The sequence below is a fragment of the Nitrospina gracilis 3/211 genome (assembly GCF_000341545.2).
In the GTDB taxonomy this organism is placed as follows: Bacteria; Nitrospinota; Nitrospinia; order Nitrospinales; family Nitrospinaceae; genus Nitrospina; species Nitrospina gracilis.
Genome location: NZ_HG422173.1, coordinates 771,830 through 784,558 on the forward strand (window position 1 = coordinate 771,830; position 12,729 = coordinate 784,558).

Sequence of the window (12,729 nt, forward strand, 5' to 3'; positions counted from 1 at the left end):
AACGGGATTTCAGGTCCGTCCGCTTCCCTTGTTGTGCAACGCCCCGCCTTTTGTTATAATTTACTAATTCTAAAAAATTCAACCATTTAACCATAGAACATCATGACAGATTCAGTTCCGGTTCCTCGGTCAAGGGCGGGTTGGTTTGGAGCGCTTGCGCTGGTTTTCATAATCGGGTTTGCGGGATGTGCCTCCTCGATCACGCCACGGGAAAAACTGGATGCCCGCAAACGATACAACGACGCGCAGAAATACAACACCCTCAACATGCGGGACAAGTATTATCAGGAGCTGATCGAGATCATCAAGGAGGTTCCCAACGACCCGTTTTACCGCGTTGCCCTGGGTGCGGCGTACTTTAAGGACCGGCAGTATCCACGTGCTGAAAAATCCTTCCTGCGAGCCATCAGGCTGGATTCCGAATACATGCAGGCGTACCAGTATTTGGGGCGGTTGTACATGGAAACGGAGAAATGGGACCGTGCCATTGTGCACCTGAAAAAATCACTGGACGCGAAGAAGGTGCTGAACCCGCAACAGCTCTACAACTGGCTGGCTTTCAGTTATTACAGAAACGGGCAGTACAATGAGGCGGAACGCGCCTGGCAAATGGCGCTGGACATCAAGGACAGCGACCAGATTCGAATCAACCTGGCTCTTGCCTACAAGAAGGCAGAGCAGTACGAACTGGCCTACAAAAGTTTTCAGAAGGCGGTGGAGTTGAATCCGGAATCCGCCCGCGCGCACTTTGAACTGGGTCAGCTGCTGTTTGACGAAGGGGATTACCTGCGCGCCCGTCCCCACCTTCAGGAGGCGATCAATCTCCAGCCGTTGAGTGAGAACGCCCGCACAGCCAAATCCATGTTGAACCGCATGAAGGTTTCGCCCAAGAAATAGTATGGAAGACAGTTTCGGCCAATATCTTAAACACCAGCGGGAGTTGCGGAGCGTCACCCTGAACGACATCGCCAACTCCACCCGCATTCCCACGCGCCACCTGGAAGCCCTGGAAGAAGACCGTTATGACGACCTTCCGGCGGAGGTGTTTATCAAAGGGTACATCCGCGGTTATGGGGAAGCGCTGGGTGTGGATGCGAACGAACTGTTGACCGCTTATGAGGAGCGCATTGGCAAGGGCCGGCGGGAAGTGCGTGAACAGTCGTTGAAGGAAGCGGTCCAGCGTGAGCAGAAAAAATCATTCTGGCAGACGCAGATGAAACTGGTGGGGTTTGTGGTTGGACTGGTTCTGGTAGGCTGGCTGGTGTGGGTCATTTCCCAGTCTTCCCTGCCCTCCGCGCCGGAAGCGACCGTCCCCCCACCTGAAATGACACAGAAAATGCCACCTCCGGTCAGTTCGGAAACCGAATCGACCATGGGCTCGGGTCCGCAACCCGGTCCGCCACCACAGGGTGGCGAGGCTCCTCCTCCACCCGGCTCGGGAATGGAGACCACCGAGGCAAAAACCACCTCCATGACCGGTCCGAAGAACGACCTGGAAGCCGCAGCCGGGGAAAATAAGATTTCGGAATCGGAAAATGGTGGTATAATAAACGGCCTGCAAGATCAAATAGTTCCGACAAACCGAAGCTCATTGAACACACCGGGTTCAAGCCATTCCGGTGCTTTTTCTCTGGAAATCCGCGCCAGCGAAAAAGCCTGGTTCCACATGATCGTGGATGGGGAAAAAGAAAAAGATTTCACTCTGCAACCCGGCGAGCGTATCGTGTTGCATGCGGACAACCGGATTGTGGCGGATATCGGAAACCGGAATGGGTCGGAATTTTTGTTGAACGGAAAGAAGTTTGAACTGCCGGGGACGCAGAACGTGGTCCTCGACTTCGTATTCAAAGCCGAACTGGTAGAGTGACCTATGGCCAAAATCGATGCTTTCTTCAAACTGATGAACGAGCAGGGAGCTTCCGACCTGCACCTGGTGGCCGGGTCCCAGCCGGTCCTGCGTATTCATGGCGACATGGAACGCGTGAAGTACAAGGTTCTTGAAAACGACGAACTGAAAGCGATCCTCTACGAAATCGCGCCCGAAGACAAAATCAAGGTATTCGAAGAAACCGGCGACATCGACTTCGCCTATGAGGTGCCGGGTCTCGCCCGTTACCGCGCCAACTACTTCCAGCAGAAATGGGGCGTGGGCGCCGTTTTTCGTGAGATTCCCAGTGAAATTCTGACCGCGGAACAGCTGGGCCTTCCGTCGGTTCTCACCAAGCTGGCCATGCTGCACAAGGGCATGGTGCTGGTGACCGGTCCCACCGGTTCCGGCAAGTCCACCACCCTTGCGGCGATGATGGACTACGTCAACAAGAACAAGAAAGCGCACATCATCACGGTCGAAGACCCCGTCGAGTTCGTACACAAAAGCGCGAGTTGTGTGGTGAACCACCGTGAGGTGGGCGTGCACACGAAAAGTTTCAAAGCCGCCTTGAAAGGCGCGTTGCGCGAAGACCCGGATATCATCCTGGTCGGTGAGATGCGCGATCTGGAAACCATCGAGCTGGCACTGGAAGCCGCTTCCACGGGTCATCTCGTGTTCGGTACCCTGCATACCCAGAGCGCGGCGAAGACGGTCGACCGCGTCATCGACGTTTTTCCGGCCAACCAGCAGGCGCAGATCCGCACCACGCTTTCCGAAAGTTTGAAAGGCGTCATCGCGCAGAACCTGTTCAAGCGCGTCGACAAGAAAGGGCGCCTGGCGGTGCTGGAAGTGCTGGTGGTGACGCCCGCGACCTCGAACCTGATTCGTGAAGGCAAAACGTTCCAGATTCCCTCCGTCATCCAGACCGGAAAAAAATATGGAATGCAGTCTTTGGACGATGCCATTCTGGAAGCATTGCAGGCAAAAAAGATCAGTCCTGAAGACGCGTACGATAAATCGATTGTCAAAGAGCGGTTCGTTCAGTACCTGAAGACACCACCGGAATTCATTTAAAGTACGTTGCAGGGGTGCAACCATGAGAAAAGCCGAAATCGACCACATTCTGACAACGATGCTGGAGTCATTCGGAAACATCTCCGACCTCAACATCACCGTGGGCAAACCGTTCCAGGTGGAAAACTCCGGCCAGTTGACGGAAGTGCCCATGCACCCGCCGATACCGAAGATCACGGCGTTCCAGGCTGAGATCTTCGCGCTGAACCTCATCGGTGCCGACCGGCGGTTGAACGAAATCCTTCTGCGCGAGGGCTCCTGCGACTGTTCGTATTACATTCCCGGCAAGGCGCGGTTCCGCGTCAACATTTTCTCCCAGCGCGGCAACTACAGCATCGTCCTGCGTAAACTGGAAACGCGGATTCCGTCGATCGAGGATTTGAAACTGCCGCCGCAATTTGCCAATGCGGCGGAAGAGAAAAACGGAATGGTGCTGGTCACCGGTGCCACCGGTTCCGGTAAATCCACCACGCTTGCAGCACTGCTCAACAAGATCAATCATGACAAGTCGGTGCACATCATCACGCTGGAGGATCCGGTGGAATTCGTGCATCCGCACCTGAAGTCCACGTTCAACCAGCGGGAGTTGGGAGGCGACTTCAACAACTTTGCCACGGGCCTGCGTGCGGCACTTCGACAGGCGCCTAAGGTCATCCTGGTGGGTGAAATGCGCGACCGCGAAACCGTGGAGATCGGCATGAGCGCCGCGGAGACGGGTCACCTTGTCATGAGCACCCTGCACACGGTCGACGCGGGGCAGACCATCAACCGCATCGTCGGCATGTTTTCGCAGGAAGAGGAACAGCAGATCCGCATCCGGCTCGCGGATACCGTGCGCTGGGTCATCAGTCAGCGTCTGGTTCCGAAAGCGGGCGGCGGGCGAATTGCGCTTCTCGAAATCATGAACAACAACATGCGCGTGAAGGACACCATCCTGAATGGGGAGGAAGAGGGCAAGACCTATTACGACATCATCCGCGAAGGCGACGCCTACGGCATGTGGACTTTCGACCAGCACATCATCAAGTTGTATCGAGAGGATCTCATCACCCAGGAAACCGCCCTCGCGTATGCGTCGCGGCGGAACGTTGTGGCACGCGGCATCGACGCCATCAAGTCCGAAAGGGGCGAGAAGACGACGGACATCGAGGAGCTGGCCCTGGACGATTCTTACGACCAGGAAACCGGGTTTGCCAAAAAGAAAAAAATGCGAAGGTGACGCGGCAATGCGTCCAAGGAGAGTCTGAATGCAGGTCACATGCAGCCAGTGCAGCAAGACGATCAACATTCCGGATGAAAAGGTCCCCAAAGACAAGGCGTTCAACCTCACCTGCCCGGCGTGCAAAACGAAGAACCGCGTCGATCAGCACCTGAAGCAGGAGGATGAGGAAGAAGAGGGCATGGAAGCCATGATGCTGGTGACCGACGAAGCCTTCGAAGAGGATGAGGCCCCTCCCATTTATGAAGAGGGTGACAAGGTCGCGCTCATCATGGACCCGATGAATTACGATGCTTTCGCCGACGTGCTCACCGAACTGGGTTACAAACTGGAAACGGCCAAGTCGCCGGAACACGGCGCGCACAAACTGAAGTTCTTTCACTATCATGTGGTCGTGTTTCACGAAAAGTTTGGAGGCGAAAGTCTGGAAGAAAGTGCCCTTTACAAGTATATTTTGAACATGCCCATGAGCCTTCGGCGGAAAACCTTCATCGCATTGATCGGGAAGGAATTCAAGTCCACGGACAACATGGAAGCATTCGCCTACAGCGTCAACCAGGTGATCAATGAAAAGGATCTGGACCGGCTGGACGTGGTATTGAGGAAAGGCATATCAGACAACGATATCTTCTATAGGATCTATCGCGAGACTATGGACGTTCTTGGAAAAGTGTGATTATGAGTCTCAAGGATACTCCGACAATTCAGCGGTACGCGGATGGAGACATCATCGTTTCGGAAGGAATTGTCAGCAACAACGCATTCATCATCATCGAGGGCAAGGTCAACGTCACCAAGAAGGTGGACAAGAAAAGCGTGTTGATCAACACCCTCAAGGCAGGGGACGTGTTCGGCGAAATGGGTTTGATTTCCCAGACAGTCCGGAGCGCTAGCGTGGTGGCGGTGGGCAACGTGACCATCGGGGTGATCGAAAAGGAACAGTTCAATCGCCTCGTCGAACAATTGCCGGACGATGTGCGCCTGGTGGTCAAAGCGCTTGTGGACCGGTTGCGGTTTACCAGCGAACAATTGTCGCGCATCGGCCTGGAGCTGGAAAAAACGCGCAGCGTCATCTCCTCCTTTTCGATTAATCAATAAGGGGACGGAAAAAAGCCATGCCAACTTTTACTTACAAAACGACGGTAAAAGGGAAAACGCAGACCGGCGAAATTGAAGCCGATAACGAGCAGGGCGCCCGGGCCAAGCTGAAGCAGAAAAACATCCGAGTGGACAGCCTCAAAGCCAAATCCTCCTTCTTTTCATTGGAGATCGGCGGGGGAGGTAAGAAAAAGCAGAAAATCACCGAGCGCGACGTCGTTATCTTCACCCGCCAGTTCTCCACGATGGTGGATGCGGGTCTGCCTCTGGTGCAGTGCCTGGAAATCCTCGGCAAGCAGTCGGACAACCAGACCTTTGGCAACATCATCATGGACGTCAAGAACGGCATCGAGCAGGGCGCCAACCTGTCTGACTCCATGCGTCGCCATCCCAAGGTGTGGGATGCCTTGTACTGCAACCTGGTGGAAGCGGGCGAGGCCGGCGGTATTCTGGACACCATCCTGTCGCGCCTGGCCGCGTACATCGAAAAATCCCTCGCGCTCAAGAAAAAAGTGAAGTCCGCAATGGTGTATCCCGGTGCCATCGTCACCGTCGCGTTTGTGGTCGTGGCTTTCCTGATGATCTTCGTCATCCCCGCTTTCGCCACCATGTTCGAAGGCAGTGGTGGCGAGCTTCCCGGGCCCACGGCGATCGTCATGATGGTCAGTAACTTTTTCCAGAACCAGTGGTACGTGATCATCGGCGGACCGATCCTGTTCGCCATGATTTTCAAGCGCGTGTACGCCACCGAGAAGGGGAAGGTGGAAATCGACCGGATCGCCCTCAAACTGCCCGTGTTCGGCATGCTCATCCGCAAGGTTTCCGTGGCCAAGTTCACCCGTACCCTCGGTACCCTGCTTTCCAGCGGTGTGCCCCTGATCGACGCGATGGATATCTGCGCCCGCACCTCCGGCAACAAGATCGTCGAGCGGGCCATCCTCAACACCATCGAATCCATCAAGGAAGGTGAAACCATCGCGGCACCCCTGTCGAGGGAAGATGTATTCCCGCCCATGGTCATACAGATGATCGACGTCGGTGAATCCGCCGGTGCGCTGGATGGCATGCTGATCAAGATCGCAGACTTTTACGATGAAGAAGTGGATACGGCGGTGGAAGGCCTGACGGCACTGCTCGAACCGATGCTCATGGTGTTTCTCGGTTCCGTGGTCGGTTTCATTGTTGTCGCCATGTACCTGCCCATATTCAAGATGGGCGAAAACTTCTAATCGGTGTCCGGTGCACTCCCCTGCACCCGCAAAAGTCGACTGAAGGGGCAAACCGGGTTCGCTCTCGCCGGGGCCCGACGACATTGAGGAGACCATGTTTAAGACCCAGGATTATCCTGATAAAGAACTCCTTCTCCGGGTCAAGACGATCATGGTGTTCCGGGTCGTATTCCTGACCGGGTTCGTCGCCCTCGCCATCGCCTTCGAGCACAACGCCCGTTACGAAACCCCCATCATGCCCCTCAGCATCGTGCTGGGAAGCGCTTATTTCCTCTGCATTATTTATGCCTTGATGCTGCGGCTCAAGATGCCGCTCACCTGGGTAGCCTGGGCGCAGGTGCTGGGCGACCTCGCCACCGTCGGCGGGTTGATCTACACCACCGGTGGAATTGAAAGTCCGCTCTCTTTCGTCTTCCTGTTTGTCATCATCGCCACCAGTGTCATGTTGCCGCGGGCGGCGGTGTACCTGGCGGCCTCGGGGGCGAGCATCATCTACGGTCTCCTCGTGGACCTGGAATACTTCAATGTGATCCGCCCGATTTACTTTTTCCAGAAATCCAATATTTCGTACCAGGGTGCGTACGGCTTTTACATAATTGCCCTGAACCTGGCCTCGTTTTATTCGGTGGCCTACCTGAGCAGCATCCTCAACCACCGCCTGCGCATCATCAACGACGAACTGCGCTCCAAAAGCCTTGACCTGAAAAAGCTCCAGGAATTTCATAAGAACGTGGTGCAGAACATGGTCAACGGCCTGCTCACCACCAACCATGAAGGACGCGTCACCTCCGTTAACACCGCCTGCGAACAGATTACCGGGTGCAATGCCGACCACAGTCTGGGCCGCATGGCGTACGATTTGCTTCCGGTGCCGGCATTGAGGTCGTTTTTCCTCGACCGCCAGTCGGTGCAGTTGCCGGTAACGCTGGAAGGGGAATTCCAGCGCAAGGACGGAGAGACCATTTTGGTTATCATGAAGATCAGCTCGCTCATCCGGCCCAGCATGGACCCGTTCAAGGACGGCTTCAAGTCGGAAGGCTACATCGTGGTGCTGGAAGACCTGACGGAAATGCGCAAAATGGAGGAAAAGATCCTGCAATCGGAACAGCTGGCGGCGGTGGGACGGTTTTCCGCCGGCTTGGCACACGAAATCCGCAACCCGCTGGCGTCACTCAGCGGTTCCATCCAGGTGCTTCGCGATTCGTTGCAGGTGGAGGACCAGTACAAACGGCTCATGGACATTGTCATCAAGGAAACTGACCGGCTGAACTCCATCGTCAAGGACTTTCTGTCATACTCGCAGCCGCGCAAGTCCAAGGCCACGGTGATCGATCTCACGCAACTGCTGCAGGACGTGGTCCTGCTTCTCAAGAACAGTAATGAATATGACTGCTCCATCGAAATTGCGTTGAATGTGCCGTCGAAACACATTGTCATTCAAAGCGAGGAAGACCAGATCAAGCAGATGGTGTGGAACCTGTGCATCAACGGCATCCAGGCCATGGACAAGAACGGGACCATACTGCTGGAACTTCGGGAGGTCCAGGGCCACCGGCATCGCGATTTCCAAACCGAGCGGAAGGGCGTCCTTCTGGTCGTACAGGACCAGGGGCGCGGTATCCCACCGGACAAACGCAAGCAGATATTCGACCCTTTCTTCACCACGCGGGAAGAAGGCGTGGGACTGGGCCTTGCGACGGTGACCAAGATCGTCCAGCGATTCGGAGGGCACATTGGTGTGGAAAGCGAAGTGGGGAAAGGCACCCGGTTCGAAATTTTCCTTCCCCAGGAGCGTTCGATTGTAGGCACCCGCACACCGATAGAGGAAAAGCGGTCGCAAACCCTGTCCCCGAACTGAATCCCCTGTTTCATGACACACGTTTCAAATTTTGCGGAAAAGTTTTCCGTCCGTCCGGCACCGTTCTCTTATTCCATGTGGCGTGGCGTCAGGAGAATGATCGCTATGTGCCTGTGTCTGCTCCTGGCCGCCTGCGCTTCCGCGCCAAAGGAAATCGACATCACCGACATGGTGGTCATTCCGGCGGGACCCTTCACCATGGGCCTCGACATCGACAACCCTCAGGGCTGGGGCGATACCGACGAGCAACCCGTGCATAAGGTGCATCTCGATACTTATGCCATGGACCTTTACGAGGTGACGGCGCACCAGTTCGCGGAATTTTTGAACGCACATCCGGAAAAGGCGGACCGCTTCATCGAACTGGGCAAAGCGGTGACGGTGGAGAGGGTGGACGGACGCTACCGCGCGCGGCCGGGATTGGAGCGGTATCCCGTCAACCGGGTGTCGTGGTATGGGGCGGATGCCTACTGCCGCTGGGTGCGCAAGCGCCTGCCGACGGAAGCGGAATGGGAAAAAGCCGCACGCGGCACCGATGCCCTCCTGTTTCCATGGGGAGATGCATTCCCCACCAACGACCGTGTCACCTTTCGCCGCTCGTTCGCTGATCTGGGATTCAAAGTGATGGAACCGGTGGACGCCATGCCGGCGGGCCGCTCGCCCTACGGACTGCACCACATGGCGGGCAATGTGTGGGAGTGGGTCGGCGACTGGTATGGTCCGGCTTACTACGAACACTCGCCGGAAAAAAATCCCACCGGACCCGACAGCGGGGATTCGCGTGTTCTGCGTGGCGGCAACTGGTACTTCAAAGCCTACTACCTGCGCACCACCTACCGCTTCAACGAAGAACCACACGTCTTCAAAGTCTGGCAGGGATTTCGCTGCGCCCGGTGAATCACCGGAGATAAATGGCTACTGCCCGGTGGGCGAACGATGGTCCGTGGGCGCTGGCGACGCCTGAGGAAACGAGGCCACGGCTCAAAGCGCGTGTTTGTTGATGAGTGTCGGGCGAACGATGGATGGCGGAGGGAAGCCGCTTCCCCCTTGTGAAAGAGGCCAGGGGGATTCTTCCACCGGCATCTTTCACGCCGTGAAGACTCTCGATGGTTTGAGACGGATTGCCTCCCCTCCTTCTCCAGAAGGAGATTGAGGGGAGGTTACCGATGGCTCTTCCTCATTATCATTTCCCGCCGGCCTGTTTGGCCACGGCTTCGGCCGCCTTCTTCGCGGCTTCGGGGTCGCCCAGATAATAACTCTTGATCGGTTTCAAATTCTCGTCCAGTTCGTACACCAGCGGAATGCCCGTCGGGATGTTGAGCTCCACGATGTCGGTTTCGCTGATGGCGTCGAGATGCTTCACCAGCGCGCGCAGGCTGTTGCCGTGGGCGCAGATGAGCACGCGCTTGTTGGCTTTGATCTCGGGCACGATGGTGTCGTTCCAGTACGGCAGGAAGCGGTCCACCGTGTGTTTCAGCGCCTCGGTCTTCGGCAGGTCGGCGGCATCGACCCCGGCGTAGCGCGGATCGTTGTGCGGCAGGCGCTCGTCGCCGTCGGGCAGGGGAGGCGGCGGGATGTCGTAACTGCGCCGCCAGATCTTCACCTGGTCGTCGCCGTGCTTCTCCGCGGTTTCGGCTTTGTTCAATCCCTGTAAATTTCCGTAGTGGCGTTCGTTCAGCCGCCAGGAGCGGTGGACGGGGATCCACATTAAATCCAGTTCGTCGAGCGCGATCCACAACGTGCGGATGGCGCGTTTCAAAACAGAGGTGTAGGCCACGTCGAACGTCAGCCCGGCCTCGCGGATGAGCTGACCCCCCTGCCGGGCTTCCTCGCGGCCCTGCTCGGTGAGGTCCACGTCGGTCCAGCCGGTGAAGCGGTTCTCCAGGTTCCAACTGCTCTGGCCGTGGCGCATCAAAACCAGCTTATGCATTCGCAAATCCTTGAAAAGGGTTATATGATGGATAACGGGCATGGCCCGCCGCAAAATGGCTACTGCCCGGTGGTCACGGCGATGGTCCGTGGGCGCAATTCTGAATTTATCCTGTTGTCACCGGACTCAGTCCGGCGGGCCGGGCCCGCAGTAAAATCAGGAAAGGCCCGATTGTACCGCATCGCCCGAAAAATGGCGAGTCCTTGCAAAGCGACGAAGAAGGAGGCACATTTTATGTTCCTCGAAGTCGAGCCGTGCGGCAATGTGGATCAGCCGTTCAGCATGATGTACCGCGAGATGGAAACCCCGCGCGAGGTGTACGCCATCAAGTACACCGTGAACGGGTCGGACCAGCCGGTGCAGGTGACCGGATGGGACGCGGAGGCCAATGCGCCCTGCCCGGCGTACGCCTGTCGCGTAGAAGAGTCGGGCGATGGCGTGGCCCTCCTCATCTACGGCGGCACCGGCGGTCTGCGCCTGAAGGGGCTGGAGGACGAGTCCGACTGGGACCTCCACAGCGCCCATCAATGGGGCGAGACCCACCTCGTCTATCCCAAAGACGCCTTCACCGTTTACAGGGATGAGTTCTAACCCGATTGCATTCGGAATGCGCCCACAGACCTTCGCAGCGTTCACTTGGCTATAGCCTTCTGCATCGGACGCAGTCCGCGCCCGCAGGTCATCGCCGTGACCATCGGGCAGTAGCCCTATTGCCTCCAGGTGCAACCTGGCGGTCAGCCTTTGGCGTCTTTTTGTTTGTGGAACTGACGGCCGGAGCGGTCGGCGCCGGGATCGCTCGTCACTTCCTCGAGCACGAGCTGGCAGATGCGTGTCTCGCCGGGTTTGGCCTCGATGACGAACGGGCCGTGGTTCAGCATCTCCAGGGTGATGATGCCGAGGCCGGTGCCGCAGTGGATCATCGGCGCGGTCATGTGGACCATGAGGCCGAGGCGGGCGATGCGGCTTTTGCCTTCGACGCGACCCGCCAGCCGCGATCCGGGCGGGAACTCGACTTTTTCGTAGGTGGAGCCGAGGTAGATGCGTTTTGGTTCGATGCGGTAGCAGCCTTTCTCATCCTTCGGCACTTCAATCAAATACTGGTCGCTGAACTGGCGGTAGTCGAAATGCTCCGGGTTGACCGTGATGCCGGAGACGCCGTGCGGCTCGTACTCCGGTTTCCAGATCCACAGCGGCTCGCCGAGATGCAGGTCGATGGAAGTGGTGTCGATGTTGGCTTTTGACGGGGCGGGGTCGATGATCATGCGTCCGTCGGCAAGGGCCTTGTGGATGTCGTCGCCACTCAATATCATGCCTGCATCTCTTTCGTGATGTGCGAATGTTCAATGGCCCCGCCACGACCACCAGCCACGCAATGCAAAAGGTATTCGCGGTTGCCCTTTTGACCCGTGATGGGTGAGGCGGTGAGGCCGCACGCCACCCAGCCCTGCTCCGCCACGAACGCGGTCAAATCGAGAAGCACCTTTTCGTGCTTGGCCGGATCGCGGATGACGCCCTTGTGCTCGACCTCACTCTTGCCGACTTCGAACTGCGGTTTGACCAGCGCGACAAGGTCGCCTTCTTCTTTCATCACCGCGAACACTGGAGGCAGGATGAGTTTGAGCGAGATGAACGACACGTCGATCACCGCAAGGTCCACGGGCGCGTTGTCCACGTCTTCCAGTTTCAGGTGGCGCGCGTTGAAGCGGTCGCGCAAAACCACGCGTTCATCCGATTGCAGTTTCCAGTCGAGTTGACCGTATCCGACATCGAAGGCGTAAACCCTCTTCGCGCCATTCTGCAGAAGGCAGTCGGTGAAACCGCCGGTGGAGGCGCCGATGTCCGCCGCCGTTTTACCCTGTACATCGATGCTGAACGTCGCGAGTGCATGCGACAGTTTCACGCCGCCGCGGCTGACGAAGGGGTTGGGGTCTTCCACCACGAGGGCGGCGTCTTCCGCAACCATCCTGCCGGGTTTGTCCAGCACCTCGTCCGCGAGCCTGACGCGCCCGGCGAGGATCACCGCCTGCGCGCGTTCGCGCGACGCGACGAGTTTTTTTTTACCAGAAGCTGGTCGAGCCGCAGTTTATTCGTCTTCTTCGTCATCGTCGTCTTCGTCGTCATCAGCCATCGCCGCGTCGCCGCCGAACAGCTCCGCCACCAGTTCGCCTTTCTGGTTGCGCGTCAGCTTTTCGATCTTCTGTTCCGCTTCCTGCAGTTTCTTGGAACAGATGCGCGACATCTTGATGCCTTCTTCAAAAATCTGGAGCGACTTGTCGATGTCCAGCTCGCCTTTTTCCAGCTCGGCGACGATCTGCTCCAGTCGCTGAAGCGCCTTTTCAAACTTCATCTCCGCCATATACGGACTCCATAAAGAGGAAATCACCCTCACCCCAACCCTCTCCGGTCAAGGGAGAGGGGGCGTTAGGGTTCCGTTCTCCCCTGGCGGGAGAA

Annotated in this window: 14 protein-coding genes; 10 read left to right on the forward strand and 4 right to left on the reverse strand. The window is 57.2% G+C overall.

Annotation, left to right across the window (positions count from 1 at the left end):
- Positions 1-102: 102 nt before the first annotated feature.
- The 9 genes from TX82_RS03580 to TX82_RS03620 all read left to right on the forward strand — a co-directional run bounded on the left by TX82_RS03580 (position 103) and on the right by TX82_RS03620 (position 9,245).
- Positions 103-897 (forward strand): tetratricopeptide repeat protein, encoded by a 795-nt coding sequence (locus TX82_RS03580; RefSeq protein WP_005007068.1) that lies wholly within the window; start codon positions 103-105, stop codon positions 895-897.
- A 1-nt stretch (position 898) separates the two neighbouring features.
- Entirely contained in the window at positions 899-1,867 is a 969-nt protein-coding gene (locus tag TX82_RS03585) for a helix-turn-helix domain-containing protein (protein ID WP_005007073.1), read from the forward strand.
- A gap of 3 nt (positions 1,868-1,870) precedes the next feature.
- On the forward strand, positions 1,871-2,944 hold the full coding sequence (locus tag TX82_RS03590) for a type IV pilus twitching motility protein PilT (protein WP_005007074.1): 1,074 nt from the start codon (positions 1,871-1,873) through the stop codon (positions 2,942-2,944).
- Positions 2,945-2,966: 22 nt separating this feature from the next.
- Positions 2,967-4,163, forward strand: a complete 1,197-nt coding sequence (locus tag TX82_RS03595) for a type IV pilus twitching motility protein PilT (protein WP_005007077.1) — start codon at positions 2,967-2,969, stop codon at positions 4,161-4,163.
- Between the two features lie 28 nt (positions 4,164-4,191).
- Positions 4,192-4,839, forward strand: coding sequence for a zinc-ribbon domain-containing protein (locus TX82_RS03600; RefSeq protein ID WP_005007078.1), 648 nt, complete (start codon positions 4,192-4,194; stop codon positions 4,837-4,839).
- A gap of 2 nt (positions 4,840-4,841) precedes the next feature.
- Positions 4,842-5,261, forward strand: a complete 420-nt coding sequence (locus TX82_RS03605; RefSeq protein WP_005007079.1) for a cyclic nucleotide-binding domain-containing protein — start codon at positions 4,842-4,844, stop codon at positions 5,259-5,261.
- A 17-nt stretch (positions 5,262-5,278) separates the two neighbouring features.
- Entirely contained in the window at positions 5,279-6,490 is a 1,212-nt protein-coding gene (locus TX82_RS03610) for a type II secretion system F family protein (protein WP_005007083.1), read from the forward strand.
- Between the two features lie 94 nt (positions 6,491-6,584).
- A complete protein-coding gene (locus tag TX82_RS03615) occupies positions 6,585-8,348 on the forward strand; it encodes a two-component system sensor histidine kinase NtrB (RefSeq protein ID WP_005007085.1) in 1,764 nt (587 codons plus the stop codon).
- Between the two features lie 96 nt (positions 8,349-8,444).
- Entirely contained in the window at positions 8,445-9,245 is an 801-nt protein-coding gene (locus TX82_RS03620) for a formylglycine-generating enzyme family protein (RefSeq protein ID WP_237100578.1), read from the forward strand.
- Positions 9,246-9,531: 286 nt separating this feature from the next.
- Here the strand turns inward: TX82_RS03620 and gpmA are convergent, their stop codons facing one another.
- A complete protein-coding gene (gpmA, locus tag TX82_RS03625; protein ID WP_005007090.1) occupies positions 9,532-10,278 on the reverse strand; it encodes a 2,3-diphosphoglycerate-dependent phosphoglycerate mutase in 747 nt (248 codons plus the stop codon).
- 234 nt (positions 10,279-10,512) lie between these two features.
- Here gpmA and TX82_RS03630 point away from each other — a divergent pair, with 234 nt between their 5' ends.
- A complete protein-coding gene (locus TX82_RS03630) occupies positions 10,513-10,869 on the forward strand; it encodes a hypothetical protein (protein WP_005007092.1) in 357 nt (118 codons plus the stop codon).
- Between the two features lie 143 nt (positions 10,870-11,012).
- On the opposite strand, the gene TX82_RS03635 is transcribed toward TX82_RS03630, so the two are convergent.
- The 3 genes from TX82_RS03635 to TX82_RS03645 all read right to left on the reverse strand — a co-directional run bounded on the left by TX82_RS03635 (position 11,013) and on the right by TX82_RS03645 (position 12,634).
- A complete protein-coding gene (locus TX82_RS03635; RefSeq protein WP_005007097.1) occupies positions 11,013-11,588 on the reverse strand; it encodes a dCTP deaminase in 576 nt (191 codons plus the stop codon).
- Entirely contained in the window at positions 11,585-12,298 is a 714-nt protein-coding gene (locus TX82_RS03640; RefSeq protein ID WP_005007100.1) for a TlyA family RNA methyltransferase, read from the reverse strand. Before TX82_RS03640 ends, TX82_RS03635 begins: the two co-directional genes overlap by 4 nt.
- Positions 12,299-12,361: 63 nt before the next feature.
- A complete protein-coding gene (locus TX82_RS03645) occupies positions 12,362-12,634 on the reverse strand; it encodes an exodeoxyribonuclease VII small subunit (RefSeq protein ID WP_005007101.1) in 273 nt (90 codons plus the stop codon).
- Positions 12,635-12,729: the final 95 nt, after the last annotated feature.